The 17,243-nt window shown below is 66.1% G+C and carries 17 protein-coding genes; 6 read left to right on the plus strand and 11 right to left on the minus strand.

Annotation, left to right across the window (positions count from 1 at the left end; all coding sequences use genetic code 11):
- Window positions 1-374 precede the first annotated feature (374 nt).
- Both ACH2CY_RS08680 and ACH2CY_RS08685 read left to right on the plus strand, forming a co-directional pair.
- Entirely contained in the window at window positions 375-1,670 is a 1,296-nt protein-coding gene (locus tag ACH2CY_RS08680) for an O-acetylhomoserine aminocarboxypropyltransferase (RefSeq protein WP_395018192.1), read from the plus strand.
- Window positions 1,671-1,677: 7 nt separating this feature from the next.
- Entirely contained in the window at window positions 1,678-2,463 is a 786-nt protein-coding gene (locus ACH2CY_RS08685; protein ID WP_395018194.1) for an alpha/beta fold hydrolase, read from the plus strand.
- Between the two features lie 81 nt (window positions 2,464-2,544).
- Here ACH2CY_RS08685 and ACH2CY_RS08690 read toward each other — a convergent pair whose 3' ends face one another.
- Window positions 2,545-2,994: an Hsp20 family protein gene (locus ACH2CY_RS08690; RefSeq protein ID WP_395018195.1), complete on the minus strand. Its 450-nt coding sequence runs from the start codon at window positions 2,992-2,994 to the stop codon at window positions 2,545-2,547.
- A gap of 276 nt (window positions 2,995-3,270) precedes the next feature.
- Here ACH2CY_RS08690 and ACH2CY_RS08695 point away from each other — a divergent pair, with 276 nt between their 5' ends.
- Entirely contained in the window at window positions 3,271-3,705 is a 435-nt protein-coding gene (locus ACH2CY_RS08695; protein WP_395018197.1) for a DUF1465 family protein, read from the plus strand.
- 77 nt (window positions 3,706-3,782) lie between these two features.
- Here ACH2CY_RS08695 and rpmE read toward each other — a convergent pair whose 3' ends face one another.
- Entirely contained in the window at window positions 3,783-4,016 is a 234-nt protein-coding gene (rpmE, locus tag ACH2CY_RS08700; protein WP_395018199.1) for a 50S ribosomal protein L31, read from the minus strand.
- A 197-nt stretch (window positions 4,017-4,213) separates the two neighbouring features.
- Between rpmE and cyaY the strand changes: the two genes are divergently transcribed.
- Together cyaY and ACH2CY_RS08710 are read left to right on the plus strand one after the other, a co-directional pair.
- The gene (cyaY, locus tag ACH2CY_RS08705) at window positions 4,214-4,552 is read left to right on the plus strand and encodes an iron donor protein CyaY (RefSeq protein WP_395018200.1); all 339 of its coding nucleotides are present in this window, start codon (window positions 4,214-4,216) and stop codon (window positions 4,550-4,552) included.
- Between the two features lie 11 nt (window positions 4,553-4,563).
- Window positions 4,564-6,354 carry an ABC transporter transmembrane domain-containing protein gene (locus ACH2CY_RS08710; RefSeq protein WP_395018202.1) on the plus strand — a complete coding sequence of 597 codons (1,791 nt, stop codon included), beginning with the start codon at window positions 4,564-4,566 and terminating at the stop codon, window positions 6,352-6,354.
- A gap of 85 nt (window positions 6,355-6,439) precedes the next feature.
- Here the strand turns inward: ACH2CY_RS08710 and ACH2CY_RS08715 are convergent, their stop codons facing one another.
- The 9 genes from ACH2CY_RS08715 to ACH2CY_RS08755 all read right to left on the minus strand — a co-directional run bounded on the left by ACH2CY_RS08715 (window position 6,440) and on the right by ACH2CY_RS08755 (window position 13,489).
- A complete protein-coding gene (locus ACH2CY_RS08715) occupies window positions 6,440-6,631 on the minus strand; it encodes a hypothetical protein (protein ID WP_395018204.1) in 192 nt (63 codons plus the stop codon).
- Between the two features lie 107 nt (window positions 6,632-6,738).
- A complete protein-coding gene (locus ACH2CY_RS08720) occupies window positions 6,739-7,437 on the minus strand; it encodes a DUF1345 domain-containing protein (RefSeq protein ID WP_395018205.1) in 699 nt (232 codons plus the stop codon).
- Window positions 7,434-8,066, minus strand: coding sequence for a hypothetical protein (locus ACH2CY_RS08725; RefSeq protein WP_395018206.1), 633 nt, complete (start codon window positions 8,064-8,066; stop codon window positions 7,434-7,436). Before ACH2CY_RS08725 ends, ACH2CY_RS08720 begins: the two co-directional genes overlap by 4 nt.
- Window positions 8,063-8,734 carry a PH domain-containing protein gene (locus ACH2CY_RS08730; protein ID WP_395018208.1) on the minus strand — a complete coding sequence of 224 codons (672 nt, stop codon included), beginning with the start codon at window positions 8,732-8,734 and terminating at the stop codon, window positions 8,063-8,065. The genes ACH2CY_RS08725 and ACH2CY_RS08730 overlap by 4 nt, the downstream gene beginning before the upstream one ends.
- The gene (locus ACH2CY_RS08735; RefSeq protein ID WP_395018210.1) at window positions 8,731-9,435 is read right to left on the minus strand and encodes a hypothetical protein; all 705 of its coding nucleotides are present in this window, start codon (window positions 9,433-9,435) and stop codon (window positions 8,731-8,733) included. Before ACH2CY_RS08735 ends, ACH2CY_RS08730 begins: the two co-directional genes overlap by 4 nt.
- Window positions 9,428-9,967: a hypothetical protein gene (locus ACH2CY_RS08740; protein WP_395018212.1), complete on the minus strand. Its 540-nt coding sequence runs from the start codon at window positions 9,965-9,967 to the stop codon at window positions 9,428-9,430. The genes ACH2CY_RS08735 and ACH2CY_RS08740 overlap by 8 nt, the downstream gene beginning before the upstream one ends.
- A 161-nt stretch (window positions 9,968-10,128) precedes the next feature.
- Window positions 10,129-11,640 (minus strand): phenylacetate--CoA ligase family protein, encoded by a 1,512-nt coding sequence (locus ACH2CY_RS08745; protein ID WP_395018214.1) that lies wholly within the window; start codon window positions 11,638-11,640, stop codon window positions 10,129-10,131.
- Between the two features lie 40 nt (window positions 11,641-11,680).
- Window positions 11,681-12,487, minus strand: coding sequence for a hypothetical protein (locus ACH2CY_RS08750; protein ID WP_395018216.1), 807 nt, complete (start codon window positions 12,485-12,487; stop codon window positions 11,681-11,683).
- 6 nt (window positions 12,488-12,493) lie between these two features.
- Window positions 12,494-13,489 carry an NAD-dependent epimerase/dehydratase family protein gene (locus ACH2CY_RS08755; RefSeq protein ID WP_395018218.1) on the minus strand — a complete coding sequence of 332 codons (996 nt, stop codon included), beginning with the start codon at window positions 13,487-13,489 and terminating at the stop codon, window positions 12,494-12,496.
- An 87-nt stretch (window positions 13,490-13,576) separates the two neighbouring features.
- Here ACH2CY_RS08755 and ACH2CY_RS08760 point away from each other — a divergent pair, with 87 nt between their 5' ends.
- Entirely contained in the window at window positions 13,577-17,041 is a 3,465-nt protein-coding gene (locus ACH2CY_RS08760) for an indolepyruvate ferredoxin oxidoreductase family protein (protein ID WP_395018220.1), read from the plus strand.
- The last annotated feature ends 202 nt before the right edge of the window (window positions 17,042-17,243 follow it).

The raw sequence follows: 17,243 nt of genomic DNA on the forward strand, positions 1-17,243 counted from the left end.
GCGTTATTTTGGCAATCGGAAAAGCGGCTTTCCCTGCTTTTCTTCCTGGATCTTTCCGACGATCCAGTTTCATGCCTCCCTGTCTAACTTGCCGCCGGTTCTGCCGGCGGCATTTTTCTTTTGGTCAGACCGCCTCGCGCGCCCGTGAATTTTGAAAATTGCAAGAGGGGAATTGATGTCCCCTGTTACAGTTTGTCGCGTTTCACGCTTGACGGTGATGGAGGTCACTCGTAACGTCCCCCCTGCTGCAAGTTAGACAGGTCGAGGCTTACGTAAAAACGAGGGCCGCCGCTGGGAAACCAGCAGAGCGGCCCTCAGCTTTTTTGCGCGAAATCTGATATGCAAGGCGCCTTGCAACATGCGCGCGTGACGTCATGGCCGATGCGAAATTCCTGAAATTCGATTCACTGTCGCTGCATGCGGGTCAGCAACCTGATCCGGTGACCGGCGCGCGCGCGGTGCCGATCTATCAGACCACGTCCTACGTGTTCGACAATTCCGATCACGCGGCGGCGCTGTTCAATCTCGAAAGCCCCGGCCACATCTATTCGCGCATCAGCAACCCGACGGTCGGCGTGCTGGAGGAGCGGATCGCGGCGCTGGAAGGCGGCGTCGGCACGGTCTGCACCGCCAGCGGCCACGCCGCGCTCTTCCTCGCCATCGCGACCCTGATGGACAGCGGCGGCCATATCGTCGCCTCGGCGGCGCTCTATGGCGGCAGCCTCAATCTCTTCCGCCTGACCCTGCCGCGCTTCGGCATCACCACCAGCTTCGTCAAGCCGCGCGACATCGAGGGTTTCCGCAAGGCGATTCGCCCCGAAACGCGCCTGATCTTCGCGGAGACGATCGGCAATCCCGGCCTCGAAGTGCTCGACGTTCCCGCACTCGCCGCGGTCGCGCATGAGGCGAAGCTGCCGCTGCTGGTCGATGCGACCTTCACCACGCCGTATCTCAGCCGGCCGATCGAGCAGGGCGCCGACCTGGTGCTGCATTCGGCAACCAAGTGGCTCGGCGGCCATGGGCTCGCGATCGGCGGCGCGCTGGTCGACGGCGGCAGATTCGACTGGGAAGCCTCCGGCAAGTTCCCGACCCTGACCGAGCCCTATGCCGGCTATCACGGCATCGACTTCGCGGAGGACTTCGGTCCCGCCGCCTTCATCATGCGCGCGCGGCTCGAGGGCCTGCGCGATTTCGGCGCCTGCCTCTCGCCGGCCAACGCCTTTTACATCCTGCAGGGCGTCGAGACCCTGCCGCTGCGCATGGCGCGCCATGTCGAGAATGCGCAGAAGGTCGCGGCGGCGCTGAAGCAGGATCCCGCCGTGCAATGGGTCAACTATCCGGGTTCGCCGGACTCACCCGACGCCGCGCTGGTGAAGCAGCTGCTGCCCAAGGGCGCCGGCTCGATGATCAGCCTCGGCGTGAAGGGCGGGCGCGCGGCCGGCCGCAAAATCATCGACGCGCTGAAGCTCGCCTCGCATCTCGCCAATGTCGGCGACGCCAAGACCCTGGTGCTCCACCCCGCCAGCACCACGCACCGCCAGCTCGACGAGGCGGCGCTGAAGGCCGCCGGCATCGGCGAGGAGTTGATCCGCCTCTCGGTCGGGCTCGAAGATGCCGGCGACATCATCGACGACCTCTCCCAGGCGCTGAAGGCCTCGCAAAAGGTTTAGGGCAGAAATGATCTTCGATGTGGACGGCCGCAAAGTGTTCGCGGCGACCGGCGGGCAGTCGGTCCGCGCGGATCGTCCGGTCGCCGTCTTCCTGCACGGCGCCGGCATGGACCACAGCGTCTGGACCCTGCCCGGGCGCTATGTCGCGCATCACGGCGGCACGGCGCTGGCGCTCGATCTGCCCGGCCACGGCAAGTCCGAAGGCCCGGCGCTCGGCAGCATCGCCGAGATGGCGGCCTGGGCCTGGCGCGCGCTCGACGCGCAGAAGATCGGCCGCGCTTTCTTCGTCGGACATTCGATGGGTGCGCTGGTCAGCCTGGAAGCCGCGCGCGCCCAGCCGGACCGCACCGCCGGCCTGATGCTGGTCGGCTTCTCACCGAAGATGCCGGTGCATCCCGATCTGCTGGACGCCGCGAAGCGCAACGATCCCAAGGCCGCCGAGCTGATTGCGAGCTGGGGCTTCGGCCCGGCCGGGCAGGTCGGCGGCAACCAGACGCCGGGCCTGGCGATGCTGCCGCTCGGCCTGCGCCTGATCCAGCGCGCGCCGGCCGGATCGCTGCATGCCGATCTCGCCGCCTGCGATGCCTATCGCGATGCCGAGAGTGTCAGCCTTGCGGCGCCGGTGCTGCTGCTGCAAGGCACCGCCGACCGCATGACGCCGGCGAAGGGCGCCAAGGCTTTCGTCGAGAAGCTGCCGAAGACCGACATCCGCATGCTCCCCGGCATCGGCCATATGGTGATGGCCGAGGCGCCGGACGACGTGACGGCGGCGCTCCGCGACTTCATCCGCTGAAAACAAGAACGCCCGCCGGATCTCTCCGGCGGGCGCGCGTCACTCCAGACGTTTCCTCAGATCTTCCTCGAGGGGCCTTTGTTAGGCGGCCTTCTGCTCGACGGCCTTCGGCGTGCTGCCGCCGCCGATCTTGATGGTCCGGGGCTTCACGGCCTCGGGCACCTCACGGACGAGCTCGATGTGGAGCAGGCCGTTCTCGAGGCTGGCGCCGCTGACGCGGATATACTCCGCGAGCTCGAAGCGGCGCTGGAACGGGCGGCCGGCGATGCCGCGATAGAGCAGGCTCTTCGGCGCCTCGTCCTTCGGCTGCTTGCCGACGACGGTCAGCGCATTCTCCTGCGCGGTAATCTCGATGTCGCTCTCGGCGAAGCCGGCGACCGCCATGGTGATGCGGTACTGGTCTTCACCGGTCCGCTCGATGTTGTAGGGCGGGTAGGTCGGGGCGTCGTCGCGCGCCGAGTCCATCAGCTGCGCCAGACGATCAAAGCCGACCGAGGAACGAAAAAGGGGGGAAAAATCGAACGTACGCATGGCCATATCCTCCTATGAGCGACATGTGGGCCGGGCCACCGACGGGGTCGGCCCTGGGTTGTTAATCGGATCTTCGTATCGCGGCCCGAGACGGCACCGCGACACCACCCATGTGGGAGAAACCCAACTTTGGTTCAAGGGCGTGAATGTCGCATTTTTGAGGACCGGAAAGCTTTGTTAATCCTTATATGGGCAAGCTATACGGAGCGGCGGGACCCCGGGGCGATAACGCGGGTTCTCTCTATTCGCCGTAAGGGAAAGAATACCGAGTATCGGATGGCCAATATTGAGTTCTTCGACCGGACCATGCTGGAGGCGATGAGCCTCCTCGCAGAATCCCGGCGCTATCTGACGGACAAGGCCGAGGCCGAGAGTCAGAAGATGGACCTGGAGCAGGGTCTCGCCAACAGCATGGAGACCATGCGGCTGGTCGCGCGTCTGACCCAGGTCCTGGCCTGGCTGCTGACCCACCGCGCGGTGCATGCCGGCGAGATGTCGATCGCCGAGGCCACCCTGCCGGATCGCCGCCTGGGCGGCCGCGATCTTTGCGCCAAGGACAGTTCCGACGCCGCGAAAAAGCTGCCCGACGAGCTGCAAAGCCTGCTCGCCCGCAGCCATTCGCTTTATCTGCGCATCGCGCGCCTGGACGATCAGGCGACGGCGCGCGCCGAAGGCGGCGCGGTGGCCAACGGCGGGCCCAGGCTGCAGTAATCCACCGAGTCCCAAAAGCAAAACCGCGGGCCGAAGGGCCCGCGGTTTGCGCTTGTCCGAAAGGATCGGACTGGAGCTTAGGAGTTGCCCTTCTTCAGGCCCATGCCGGCGAAGCGCTTGTTGAACTTCGCGAGCTGGCCGCCGCTGTCGATCAGGCGGTGAACGCCGGTCCAGGCCGGATGCGACTTCGGGTCGATTTCCAGCGTCATGGTGTCGCCGGCTTTGCCCCAGGTCGTGCGGGTGGTGAACTTGCTGCCATCGGTCGCCACCACGGTGATCTCGTGGTAGTCCGGGTGAATCTTCTCTTTCATCGCGAAAACTCCTGCGGAATTGGCGCGCGTTATAACCACATGAAGCCCGCTGCGCAAGGCCCGGGGGCCTGACCCGGTTTGGCATTGGGGCAATTGGTTAACGGGGGTTAAGAGCCGCCATTGCGCGCCCGGCCGGCAAAGATTAAACCAGGGCGCCTTTTGGCGGTTTGCAGCTGTAATTCCAGAGGATTGGCCATATGGATGAGCCCGAGTTCGAGCGCCAGGCCGGCAAGGTGCTGGACCGCCTGATGGCCGAGATCGAGGACCAGGCCCTGGATGACCTGGACTTGGACCTGGAAGGCGGCATCCTGACCATCGGCCTGGAAGGCGGCGGGACCTACCTCATCAACAAGCACGCCCCGAACCGGGAAATCTGGCTGTCTTCGCCCAAGAGCGGCGCCTGGCATTTCCGCCATGACGCGCAAGCCGGCTGGATCTCGACCCGGGAAGTGGACGGCGCGCGCCCGCAGCTGCATCGCCTGCTGGCGGACGAGCTCGCCGCCGCGATCGGCAAGCCGCTACAGCTCACGCAGTAGGGACGGGGGAGATGGCCCGCGCGCCAAAGGAGCTGCCGCCGGATCGCCCGATGTCGCGGGACTTCCGGATCCTGTTCGACATCCTGAAGTTCCTGCGGCCCTATCGCCTTCAGGCAATCGGCGCGACCCTGGCCTTGCTGGTCGCCGCCGGCACCGTGCTGGCGCTCGGCCCCGGCCTCAAATTCCTGATCGACCAGGGCTTCGGCCAGGGCGATCCCAGCGTGCTCAACACTGCGGTGCTGGCGCTCTGCGTGGTTGCCCTGCTGCTGGCGCTGGGCACCGCGGCGCGGTTCTACCTGGTCTCCTGGATCGGCGAGCGCGTGGTCGCCGACATGCGCCGCGCGATCTTCAGCCACATCATCGGCCTCTCGCCGGGCTTCTTCGAGGTGACCCGCACCGGCGAGGTGATCTCCCGCCTCACCACCGACACCACCTTGATCCAGACCGTGATCGGCTCCTCGGTCTCGGTCGCGCTGCGCAATTCGATCCTGCTGCTCGGTGGCTTCATCGGCCTCTTCATCACCAGCCCGAAGCTGACCGGCTTGACCATCGTCCTGCTGTCGATCGTGGTGGTGCCGATCGTGATGTTCGCGCGGCGGGTCCGGCATCTCTCGCGGCTCTCCCAGGACAAGATCGGCGAGGTCTCGGCCGACGCCGCGGAATCGCTCTACGGCATCCGCGCGGTGCAGGCCTATAGCCACGAGGATCTCGACCGCGCGACCTTCAAGGACCGGGTCGAGCAGGCTTTCTCGACGGCGATGCTGCGGATACGCGCCCGCGCCATTCTGACCTTCATGGCGATCGCGCTGGTGCTGGGCGCGATCAGCTTCATCCTCTGGATCGGTGGCCACGACGTGGTCGGCGCCAAGCTCTCCGGCGGCGCTCTCACCCAGTTCGTGTTCTACGCGATCGTGGTCGCCGGCTGCGCCGGCGCGGTCAGCGAGGTGATGGCCGACCTGCAGCGCGCCGCCGGGGCCATGGAGCGCATCCTCGAGCTTCTGGACACCCGGCCGACGATCACCGTGCCGGCGATTGCGCGGCCGATCCCGCTGCCCGCGCGCGGCGCCGTCAGCTTCGACAATGTCACCTTTCGCTATCCGTCACGGCCCGAGGCGACCGCGCTCGACGGCTTCACCTTGCATGTGAAGCCGGGCGAGAAGATCGCGATCGTCGGCCCCTCGGGCGCCGGCAAGACCACGGTCTTCCAACTGCTCTTGCGCTTCTACGATCCCGAGGCGGGCAAGGTCGCCTTCGACGGCATCGATTTGCGCGACCTGGCGCCGGAGGATCTGCGGCGCCAGATCGGCCTGGTCGCGCAGGACCCGGTGATCTTCTCGACCAGTGCCCTGGAGAATATCCGCTACGGCCGCCCGGACGCCAGCGACGCGGAGATTCGGGCCGCCGCGCGCGCGGCCCATGCCGACGAGTTCCTGGAGCGCTTGCCGCAGGGCTACGACACCTTCCTCGGCGAACGCGGGGTGCGTCTCTCCGGCGGCCAGCGCCAGCGCATCGCGATTGCGCGCGCGATCTTGCGCAACCCGGCTCTGCTGCTGCTGGACGAGGCGACCAGCGCGCTCGACGCCGAGAGCGAGCGCGTGGTGCAGAAGGCGCTGGACCAGATCATGCAGGACCGCACCACGATCGTGATCGCGCATCGCCTGGCGACGGTGCTGAAATGCGACCGCATCCTGGTGCTGGACCATGGCCGGGTCGACGCCATCGGCAGCCATGCGGAGCTCAGCGGGCAGGGCGGACTCTACGCGCGCCTGGCCGCGCTGCAATTCGACCGCGCGGCGGAATAAAATGCGTCATGCCCGGGCGTGACCCGGGCATCTGTCGGCGACAGACCCGCGGGTCAAGCCCGCGGGTGACGTCGTGGTCTTGGCCTTACAGCAACCCGATCAGTGCCTTCTCGGCCGCCGGCTTCACGCTGCCGTCGCCCATGACGGCCTGCGGCTGGACGGCAATGATGGTGCGGTCGTGCACGGCGGGAAGCAGTCCGGCCGAAACCTGGTCCAGTTCGGCCTCGGAAAGCGCGTTGGTCTCGGTCTCGCGGATCGACTGGGTCTGACGGGTCATGGTGACCTCCATCCTGTGATCCGGACTGAAGCGCCCGGAATACCAGGACAGTCGGCCGCCGCGCGGCGCCCGTTCAGCGGTCAGACCGAGCTTGTGACGGCGATCACTCAGTTCAGCCCGGCCGCGATGTTGACCGCCAGCGCCACGATCACCGTGTTGTAGAAGAAGGCGATGATTCCCTGCGCGGTCACCAGGTGCCGCATGTGCCGGGCCGTGACCTGGACGTCGGAGACCTGGCAAGTCATGCCGATCACCAGGGAGAAATAGACAAAGTCCCAGTAGTCCGGCTCCTTGGTCTCCGGGAACTCGAGTCCGCCGCGGATCTTGCCGGCGTCCTTCCGCTCCGCCGGGTCGTAAAAGAGATGCGCGTAATGCACGGCATAGATCACATGCAGCGTGACCCAGGAGAGGAACACCGTCAGCACGCCGATCCCGAGATGCAGCGCGCGGTCGGTGCCTTCGACCTCCTTCGCGCGCTCCAGCACGCCGGCGACTGCGAACAGGCTGAAGGCGCCGGCCAGCACCACGATGGCGATGATCTCGCCCAAGCGGATGTCGATCGCCTTGGCGCGCTGGCGGATCCGGCCCTTGTCCGGGCTGTGGATCATCGCCAATGTCGGGATGAGATAGGCGATGGTCGTCAGGTCCCAGGCCAGCGCCGGTTTCAGCGCGGCGGCGCTGAGCCAGTCCGACATCGGCAGCAGTGTCATGCCGAGATAGGCCAGCAACCCGACCGCGACTGCGCCGTACAGGCGCGCCCGCGTGGCGACGAACTCGAGTGCAACGGATTGATGCTTGGTCGTCATCGGGTCCTGCGCTCGATTACGCTGGAGCGGCTTTGCGGCGTAGCCCTGTAGCCGGTCAGCGGAATGATGGTCCCGGCAAAGGCTTCCGGCGGGATGGGGAGCGCGCCATCGCCGGAGGAATAGGATTCGCGCACCTGGTCGAGCCAATCGGCGATCTCCCGGATCTGCGCGTCGGTGCTGCTGAAGAGCTTGAGCCGGACGTATCCCAACACGAAGAAACGCATCGGTCGCACCGCCTCGACCTTTACCCAGGTGATCGGCGGTTTGCTCAATGTAATGCTGCCGGTCGAGAAGCCGGAGATTTCGTCCCAGGGCCGATGCCGGCGCCCGAACAGCTTCCCGACCGTGAAGCCTTCGGGTCCGATCTCCAGAAAGTCGAACGGACTGCCCGGCAGCAGGCGGAGCGCCTGCGTGATCAGCCCGAACACCGGAAGGGCCAGGAACAGACTCATCCAGATCAAACGATATTGTGACGGGCGATGCACGTCCTTGCCGTTGATGATGACCGTATCGAGGTCGTGCAGCAGAAAAATGTAGAACGCGAACAGCAACCCCGCGAAGACCAGGGTGGTGAACAGGGCCTGGGCCTTCGCGGGAATGATGCGAACGGAGGATTGAACCCGCTTCATCGCTCGATCACGCTGGAGCGGTTGGCGGACGCATGGGGATTCAGGCCGGATTCTTCGAGCATAACCTTCTTTCCGATCAAGCCCCAAGGTTCGGGCGGCAATGAACCCCTCGCATTGCCTTGGATGTAGGCTGACTTGAGCTGAAGGAGCCAATCAGAGACTTCGCCAGACTGCTTACCGAGATCGGAAAAAAGCCTGATCCGAAGGTAGCCGTTGAAATAGAAGCGGCGAATTTCGCCGGTCTTCTGTCGGACGCTCATCCAGGCGAAGGGAATGCTGCTCGTGGGTATGATTCGGATCTTGATATCTTCGATTTCTTCCCAGGGGAGCCGACGGCGACCGAAGATGCCTTGGCGCGCCAACCCTTCCGGGCCGATCTCGAAGTGGTCGAAGGGACTGCGTGGTAGCAAACGACGCAACGACCAGAGACCGATGATCATGAGCGGCAGAAGCGACTTCGCGATGGCCCAGTTGATATCTGCAACGACCTGCTCGCGTTCCGCTCCGGTAACAAGCTCGCCGTTCACCACGACGGTGCTGTCGTTCCGATCCGCCACGAACATGACCGCGGTGAACAGAACCGGCATGACCAGAAAGAGCAGCGTCATCAGAAGCGCAGTGAGTTTTGAAGGACGCAGCCAGAATCGGGCCGTTGCGCGCGTTTTCATCGCTCGATCACGCTGGAGCGGCTGCTGGGCTTAGTCAGGTTGCGCGGGGCGCCGGCTGCGATCTCCCGCACGGCGCCGCGGAAATCCGGCGGCACCGCGGTGGTGGTTGCGGCGCGGCCGGGCCGGTCGATCGCCTCGGCCCTTATCCCGTTCAGCCAATCCGCCAGCGCGGTGGCGGCGTCCTCGGCCTTGTCCTGGGTGTATTCGCCGGCATCGATCTGCAGGACCGAACGGTTGTAGCGCTGCTTCTCATCGGAAAGGTAGCTCTCGTCGCCGGCGCGGAGAGCGACCACCCAATAGGTCGTGACCTTGCCGCCCTTGGTGCTCTTGGTTCGCGCCGAGATGCCGAACGGGGAGATTTCCGACCAGGCGAACTGCCGCAGCCTGAAGCCGCGCCGCACCTTGATCCCCTGCGGCGCAATCTCGACATGCCAATAAGGGCTGCCCGGCAGCAGCTTCATTAGCCCGGTCGAGAGACCGACGAAGCCGACCGCCATGAAGGGAATGCCGAAGGCCGGGAAGGCGTAGCGGAAGCCTGGAAAGGGCTCGTCCTCCATGCCGCCGGTCATCACCCCCATGGCCGCCATGACGGTCCAGAACACCGAGAAGCCGAAGAAGAACAGGAAGAAGAAGCTGAGCAGGACGGCGCCGAACTTGCGCGGCATCAGTCGCAGCGGCAGCTTTATGACGACTTCATCCATGCTTCCCCCTGGTGTCGGCATCAATTGCACTCGTCGAGGTCGTCACCGGCCGTTCGATGATGTGCGCCGCAAGTCCCACAGGTCGAGGTGGAAAGGGCGTGCCTGTACGATAGGATTTCTTGATCGCTTCCAGCCAGTCGGCAATTGCCGCCACGTCTTTTCGTCGCGTCGGGAAGACACTGAACGGCGTATACCCGCCCATGAAGAAGCGCAAATCCTTGTCACCGCTCTTGCGCGGCACGGCTCTCACCCAGAAGATCGGTGGTTGAATGTGTGGTAACGTCCGAACGGCAAACCGGGCGATGCTCGCCCAAGGCCGATGACTCCGGCCGAGCAGCCCGCTGACGGCAAAGCCTTCGGGTCCCACTTCGAGATGGTTGAAGGGGCTGCCGGGAATCAGACGACGGCCGTTCCAGATGATAAACGACGCCGATACGAAGATGGCCAGCGCCACAAGCAGATGGTGGGCGATCGTCCCTTTGATGTCTCCGGCGTTCGAACCGTCGCCATCCGAGCCGATCGAAAGGCTCATGGTCGCGACACCGTATTCCGGATGCAAGCTCCCCAGTGCCGCGAGTATGAAGAAGGTGAAGAATGCCGTGTAGAACAGTGCCTCACCCTTGCGAGGGATGATCCGATAGCGTCTCGGGTTGGACCCGTTGCTCGAGGGTGCCTGCGAGTTCGTTGACTCTGTCACTTCCGGCTATACCGGTGCTTGACCCCGACCGGGAAGTAGTCGGGATGCCCGGTCGGATAGAGCGTCACCAGCGGCTTCTGGAACTCCTGCGGCACGTAGTTGGTGAACTCGCTGTTCAGGCGGCGAAGCTGGGCGAGGATCGCGAGCGCGACCGCCTCGGCAAACGCGTCCTCACCGCCCGCATCCTTCGCCAGCTCGACCGCGACGGTGAGGCGCGGCTTGTCGTCGGCGAGGCCTTCCTTCACCTGCATCACGAACTTGCCGGTGACCCGCGCGCGCACTTCCGGCTGCTCCAGGCCGAGCGAGATCGTCTCGGGGAAGACATTGGCGCCGAAGAATGAGACGGTGAAATCGGTGCGGCCGAACACCCAGACGAAGGGCTGGCGGCGCGGCTCGGGGCCGCCGCTGGCGCGCACCGTGGCGACCGGATCGCAGCCGAGGTCGCGCATCTTAGCCTGCATCGCGTCATAGCCGAGGATGCCGCCGCGGTCGGCGATGTGGTAGCGGACCAGCGGCACGCCGTTCCAGCCTGAGAAGGCCAGCGAGCCGCCCCCACCCTCCACGGGCAGGCTCTCGAAATAGCGCGCAGTGGGATCGTATTGGCAGAGCGTCGGCAGGCGGGTGTCGCCGAACATCGCTTGCGCCGCTTCGGGCCGTTCCGCCAGGAAGCGGCGGATCGCGATCGAGACTGGGGTTTCCTGGCCGAGTACCCCCGCATCCGCGGTGCCGTAGATCGAGGCGCCGAAGCGCAGCGGATCGTCCACGCCCAGGCGCTCGGCGACGAGATCGCGCCAGGTCTCGCTGAAGGCTTCGCCGGCCATCACCAGCTTCACCTTGAACGGTGACCAGTCGATTCCCTGCATCCGCCCGGCATCGACCACTTCCTTCAGGAAGGGCGGGTAGCCGAGCAGCACGGTCTGCTCGAATTGCGGCCCGAGGCGCTGCACCACCCGCAGGATCTCGTCGATCTTGTTGCCGGGCGTGGCGGTCACCACCGGATAGCCCTTGGCCGAGAGATGCCGCATGCAGGATGACGTGAACATGCCGCCGACCCAGGTGCCGAGCGCGAAGCAGACCACGGCCAGGGTGCGTCTCTCATGCGCCCGGAAGGCGTCGCGGAACACCTGCTCGAAGCGCACGGCGACCGGGAATTCGTCGGCCTGGGCGCGCGGCCAGAAGGTGGGTTCACCTGTGGAACCTGAGGAGACGGCGAAGAAATCCGCGCGGGTCAGCCTGCCGCCCAGCATGAGCTCGTCGAGCGTGAAGCGGCGGTTGTAGTTCTTCTTGTCGAGCAGGGGCAGGCGCGCGAAATCCGCCGCCGTCCTGATCGATGCCGGATCGATATTCTGCTCGGCCAGCAGCGAGCGATAGGCAGGAACGTCGCGGGCGACGGCGCGAAACAGGTCGAGGGCTTCGCGCGCGCCGTCGCTGCTTTCCCCGGCTTGCAGCAGGGCATCCAACGGCGTTAGCAGGAAGCGTTGCGCCTCCGCCTCCGGTGCGGGCGTCATGACGTCATGCATTAGAAAGCCTCATGCGGGGCAATGCGCGTCACCGCTCGACCGTCGGACCGTCGCGGCGGCCGAACTTGCGGTCGGCCATTGCCGGCAGATCGTCGTCGGCCGGCCGCGGCGACGGCGCCTTGGCCGCAGGCTCGGCCTGTGCGGGCGCGGCCTGCTGGCTGGCCGATCGATCGACCGCCCGATCGACCGGCTGTCCCGAGCCCAATTCCTCCGGCGCGTCCGGCGCGTTGTCCGGGTCCAACGCATCCTCCCGCGCCAGCTTGCGCAGGGTCTCCAGCCAGGCGGCGGCCGACTCCATCGCCGGCGCGACATTGCCGAGCCAGCTGCTGCCGACATAGGCGGTCACCGGGATCCGAAGGGTGAAGCTGGAAAACGCCCGCCGCGTGTCGACGCGGCCCTCGCCGCTGAAGGTGTCGGAGACGATCCAGAATCGCCGGTCCAGGCCCATGGCCTGCAATGCGGTGCGTCGGAACGGCCGGATCGGCCCGAGATCCTTCCAGGAGAGCCGGGTCTCGCCGAAGAAGCCGCGGACCTGGATGCCGAAGCGATCGACGATGAAATGGCTGTGCGGCGACCCGCCGGTCATGTTCAGCAGCGAGAGCGCCAGCGCCACCAGGCCGAACAGCAGCATCGCAACGGTGATCAGCAGGAAGGGCAGCCGGACGCCGGTCAAGCCCAGCCATTCGCCGAAGCTCATGTTGATATTCTCGGCCGCCGTGCGGTCGGGCAGGTAGCTGGTCATGAAGACCAGGCCGAACAGGATCATGATCACGGCGCCGATCACGTTGCCGAGATGCTGGCTCTGCTTGGGCACGAATTTGACGGGGAGTTTCATCTTATCTCAGAGCCGGTGGAAGCGTTTGAACCAATCGACGAAGCGCGGTACGCCTTCGGAGAGCGGCGTCTTCGGCTCGAAGCCGTATTCGCGCCGGGCCAGGCCCACGTCGGCATAGGTCTCCTGGAGATCGTCCTTCTTCATCGGCTCGTTCTCGATGATCGCCGGGATGCCGAGCGACTTCTCGATCTCGGCGATGAACTCGCTCAGGGAGTTGCTGCGGTCGTTGCCGATGTTGACGGTCTGGTGCGGGATGAAAGCGTCCGCCGCGATCCCGTCGGGCCGGCGCAGCGGCTGGTCGAGCGCGGCGACGATCGCATGAACCGCGTCGTCCACATAAGTGAAGTCGCGGCGGAAGTCGCCCTTGTTGTAGACCCGGATCGGCCGCTTGGCGGCGATCGCCTGGGTGAAGGTGTAGTAGAACATGTCCGGGCGGCCCCAAGGCCCGTAGATCGCGAACAGCCTCAAGCCGGTCATAGGCACTTGCGTGATGTTGGCATAGGCCGCCGCCAGCAGTTCGTCGGCGCGTTTCGAGGCGGCGTAGATCGAGCGCGGCTGGTTCGCCTGGTCGGCCTCGGAGAACGGCACCTTGCGGTTGCCGCCATAGACCGCCGACGAGCTGCCATAGATGAAGTTCTTCAGGTGCCGGAGCTTGCGGCATTCCTCCAGCAGCACGAACATCCCGGAGATATTCGTGTTCAGGAAGGCCTGCGGGTTGGCGAGGCTGTGGCCGACGCCGACCTGGGCCGCGAGATGGACGATGCCTTCGAGATCGGGGTAGAGGGCAAAGACCGCACCCGCGGCCTGGGCATCGCCGATATCGAGATAGTGGAAGGTGAAGTTGGCGTCCTCCTCCAGCTCGGCGAGGCGGGCCTCCTTGAGCTCTAGGGAATAATAGGCGTCCATGTTGTCGACGCCGATCACCTTCTCGCCGCGCTGGAGCAGGCGCTTCGCCACATGCATCCCGAGGAAACCGGCCGCGCCGGTGACGAGAATGGTCATGGGGCAAGGTTACTGCGGCCCGAACCAACTGGACAAGGTCGGGCTTTTGGTTTCAAGGTTCGGCCAACATCGGGTTTGGAGGATTTCATGTCGCTGGCGGCCGTCGCGCTGGACGACAAATATGTGCAGGACAAGGGCCGCGTCTACCTGACCGGGACCCAGGCCCTGGTCCGGCTGCCGCTGATGCAGCGCCGCCGCGACCTGCTGGCCGGCCTGAACACCGCCGGCTACATCACCGGCTATCGCGGCTCGCCGCTGGGCGGACTGGACACCGCCGCGACTCAGGCGCGGCGCTTCCTGGAGGCCCACCATGTCCGCTTCCAGCCGGGGGTCAACGAGGACCTGGCGGCGACCGCGGTCTGGGGCACGCAGCAGAACGATCTGTTCGGCGACGCGATCTACGACGGCGTCTTCGCCATGTGGTACGCCAAGGGTCCCGGCGTGGACCGTTCCGGCGATGCGCTCCGCCACGGCAACCTCGCCGGCTCGTCGAAGCATGGCGGCGTCCTGGTCCTGGCCGGCGACGATCATACCTGCAAGTCCTCCACCACCGCGCATCAGAGCGAATACGCGCTGATGGATGCCAATATCCCGGTGCTCAATCCCTCGGGCGTGCAGGAGATCCTCGATTTCGGCCTGCACGGCTGGGCGATGTCGCGCTATAGCGGCGCCTGGGTCGGCTTGAAGGTGACGGCGGAGACGACCGACGTCGCCGTCTCGGTCGATCTCGACCCCGCCCGGGTCGAGGTGCGGCTGCCGACCGATTTCCAGATGCCGCCGGGCGGCCTCTCGATCCGCTTCCCGTCGTCGCCGTTGGCCGGCCCGCAGGCGCTGGAGCAGGAGCTGCGGCTGCACAAGCACAAGGTCGCCGCCGCCGTTGCCTATGCCCGCGCCAACCATCTCGACCGCATCGTCAGCGACGGTCCCGGCCGGCGTTTCGGCATCGCCACCTGCGGCAAGTCCTATCTCGACCTCCGCCAGGCGCTGGAGGATCTCGGCATCGACGAGGCGGCGCTGCGCCGGCTCGGCGTCTCCCTATATAAGGTCGGCCTCACCTGGCCGCTGGAGCCGCAGGGCGCGCGGCGCTTCGCCGAGGGCCTGGACGAGGTCCTGGTCATCGAGGAGAAGCGCGCACTGATCGAGACCCAGCTCAAAGAGCAGCTGTTCCATCTCCCCGACGGCAAGCGCCCGCGCATCATCGGCAAATACGACGAGAGCGGCGCCTGGATCCTGCCTTCGGCCGACGAGCTGTCGCCGCTGATGATCGCCCGCGCCATCGTGACCCGCATCGCCCGGCTGCAGCCGGTGCCGGAGCTGGAGGCGCGCCTCAAGACGCTGGAGCAGCGCGAAGCCGGCCTTAAATCGATCCAGCCGCCGATCCGGCGCATCGCCTATTTCTGCTCCGGCTGTCCGCACAACACCTCGACCAAGGTGCCGGAGGGCAGCACCGCCCTGGCCGGGATCGGCTGCCATTACATGTCGCTCTGGATGGACCGCAACACCGCGACCTTCACCCAGATGGGCGGCGAGGGCGGCACCTGGATCGGCCGCGCGCCCTTCTCGAAAACCAAACACGTCTTCCAGAACATGGGCGACGGCACCTATTACCATTCCGGCAGCCTCGCGATCCGCGCCGCGGTGGCGTCGAACACCACCATCACCTTCAAGATCCTGTTCAACGACGCGGTCGCCATGACCGGCGGCCAGCCGATGGACGGGCCGCTCTCGCCCGCGATCATCGCCGGCCAGCTCGCCGCCGAAGGCGTCAGGAAGGTCGCCGTCGTCAGCGAGGATCCAGCGCGCTACGCCGAAGGCGAATTGCCCAGCGGCACGCCGCTCCGCCACCGCGACGACCTGGACGAGGTCCAGCGCGAGATGCGCGAGATCGAAGGCGTCACCGCGATCATCTACGACCAGACCTGCGCCGCCGAGAAGCGGCGGCGCCGCAAGCGCGGCCTGATGGTCGATCCGCCGAAGCGTGTGTTCATCAACCAGGAAGTCTGCGAAGGCTGCGGCGATTGCGGCACGCAATCCAACTGCCTCAGCGTGACGCCGGTCGAGACCGCCTTCGGCCGCAAGCGCGCCATCGACCAGTCGAGCTGCAACAAGGACTTCTCCTGCCTCAAAGGCTTCTGTCCGAGCTTCGTCACCGTCGAAGGCGGGCGCTTGCGCAAGCCGAAGCCGGTCGAGGCCGCCGACATCGCGCTGCCCGAACCTACCCTGCCGAAGCTCGACCCGTCCTACGGCATCCTGGTGACCGGGATCGGCGGCACCGGCGTCGTCACCATCGGCCAGCTGCTCGGCATGGCGGCGCATCTCGAAGGCAAGGGCGTCTCGGTCATGGACATGACCGGCCTCGCGCAGAAGGGCGGGGCGGTGCTCTCCCATGTCCGCATCGCCGACCGGCCGGAGCGGCTGCACGCGGTCCGCATCGGCACCGCACAGGCCGACCTGCTCTTGGGCTGCGATCTCGTCGTCTCGGCGAGCCCCGATGCGCTCGGCCGCGCCGGCGCTCCCCGCACCACCGCGATCGTGAACGCCCAGGAGACCGTGACCGGCGACTTCACCCGCAACGCCGATTGGGATTTCCCGGCGGCGAAGCTGCAGGCGATGATCCGCAACACGGTTGGCAAGGCGGTGGACTTTCCGGATGCGACCCGGCTCGCGACCGCGCTGATGGGCGACGCCATCGCCACCAATCCCTTCATGCTCGGCTTCGCCTATCAGCGCGGCTTGATCCCGGTCTCGGCGGAAGCCATCGCGCGCGCCATCGAATTGAACGGCGTCGCCGTCGCGTTCAACAAGAGCGCCTTCCATTGGGGCCGCCGCGCCGCGCTCGATCTCGCCGCGGTCGAACGGATCGCCAGCCCCGCGAAACCCGCGCTGCCGGAGACCCTGCCGGAGATCGTCGCCCATCGCCGCCAGCACCTGACCGGCTACCAGGACGCCGCCTATGCCGACCGCTACCAGGCGCTGGTGGATCGCGCCGCCGCCGCGGAGAAGTCGCGCCTGCCGGGCAGCGAGGCGCTCGCCCGCGCCGTCGCCCGGAACTACGCCAAGCTGCTCGCCTATAAGGACGAGTATGAAGTGGCGCGGCTCTACACCGATGGCGGCTTCCGTGATCGCCTGGCGCAGCAATTCGACGGCGACTTCGCGTTGAAGGTTCATCTGGCGCCGCCGCTCTGGGCCAGGCGCGATCCCGCGACCGGCCATCTGAAGAAACAGGCCTATGGCGGCTGGGTGCTCGGCGCCTTCGGCCTGCTGGCGAAGCTGAAATCCCTGCGCGGCACCAGGCTCGATCCATTCGGCTATTCGGCCGAACGGCGCGAGGAGCGCAAGCTCATCGCCGATTATGAAACGCTGGTCGCCGAGCTCATCGCGCAGCTCACGCCGGCCAATCACGCCGCGGCGGTGGCGCTGGCATCGCTGCCGGAAACGATCCGCGGCTTCGGCCATGTGAAGGACGCGAGCATCGCCAAGGCGGCGACGCGGCGGGTCGAGCTGCTTGAGACCTTTCGCAACCCGCGCGCCGAGAATCGCGCGGCGCAATAGCGCGCGCCGCGATTCGCAATCTGCGCCGCTCCGGCGCATCGCCGGGTTTCCGCCGGATCGCCAGTCCTATCCGCGCGCAACGCCGGTTTGCATTTCAAGCCATGCCCAACCCGCATTATTACAACCGTGAACAAAACGGGGGCGAAGCGCGCGGCAGGGCCCAAATCGCTGGCGCAAATGGCCTTGCCGGACCAAAGAGGGT

The organism is Dongia sp., from assembly GCF_041905885.1.
In the GTDB taxonomy this organism is placed as follows: Bacteria; Pseudomonadota; Alphaproteobacteria; order Dongiales; family Dongiaceae; genus Dongia.

Coding starts and splice junctions, on each gene's coding strand:
- ACH2CY_RS08745 (WP_395018214.1), bottom strand. CDS start 11,640: ATGACGCCCGCACCGGAGGCGGAGGCGCAACGCTTCCTGCTAACGCCG.
- ACH2CY_RS08740 (WP_395018212.1), bottom strand. CDS start 9,967: ATGAGCCTTTCGATCGGCTCGGATGGCGACGGTTCGAACGCCGGAGAC.
- ACH2CY_RS08750 (WP_395018216.1), bottom strand. CDS start 12,487: ATGAAACTCCCCGTCAAATTCGTGCCCAAGCAGAGCCAGCATCTCGGC.
- cyaY (WP_395018200.1), top strand. CDS start 4,214: ATGGATGAGCCCGAGTTCGAGCGCCAGGCCGGCAAGGTGCTGGACCGC.
- ACH2CY_RS08730 (WP_395018208.1), bottom strand. CDS start 8,734: ATGAAAACGCGCGCAACGGCCCGATTCTGGCTGCGTCCTTCAAAACTC.
- ACH2CY_RS08735 (WP_395018210.1), bottom strand. CDS start 9,435: ATGGATGAAGTCGTCATAAAGCTGCCGCTGCGACTGATGCCGCGCAAG.
- ACH2CY_RS08695 (WP_395018197.1), top strand. CDS start 3,271: ATGGCCAATATTGAGTTCTTCGACCGGACCATGCTGGAGGCGATGAGC.
- ACH2CY_RS08680 (WP_395018192.1), top strand. CDS start 375: ATGGCCGATGCGAAATTCCTGAAATTCGATTCACTGTCGCTGCATGCG.
- ACH2CY_RS08715 (WP_395018204.1), bottom strand. CDS start 6,631: ATGACCCGTCAGACCCAGTCGATCCGCGAGACCGAGACCAACGCGCTT.
- ACH2CY_RS08760 (WP_395018220.1), top strand. CDS start 13,577: ATGTCGCTGGCGGCCGTCGCGCTGGACGACAAATATGTGCAGGACAAG.
- ACH2CY_RS08720 (WP_395018205.1), bottom strand. CDS start 7,437: ATGACGACCAAGCATCAATCCGTTGCACTCGAGTTCGTCGCCACGCGG.
- ACH2CY_RS08755 (WP_395018218.1), bottom strand. CDS start 13,489: ATGACCATTCTCGTCACCGGCGCGGCCGGTTTCCTCGGGATGCATGTG.
- ACH2CY_RS08685 (WP_395018194.1), top strand. CDS start 1,678: ATGATCTTCGATGTGGACGGCCGCAAAGTGTTCGCGGCGACCGGCGGG.
- ACH2CY_RS08725 (WP_395018206.1), bottom strand. CDS start 8,066: ATGAAGCGGGTTCAATCCTCCGTTCGCATCATTCCCGCGAAGGCCCAG.
- ACH2CY_RS08710 (WP_395018202.1), top strand. CDS start 4,564: ATGGCCCGCGCGCCAAAGGAGCTGCCGCCGGATCGCCCGATGTCGCGG.
- ACH2CY_RS08690 (WP_395018195.1), bottom strand. CDS start 2,994: ATGCGTACGTTCGATTTTTCCCCCCTTTTTCGTTCCTCGGTCGGCTTT.
- rpmE (WP_395018199.1), bottom strand. CDS start 4,016: ATGAAAGAGAAGATTCACCCGGACTACCACGAGATCACCGTGGTGGCG.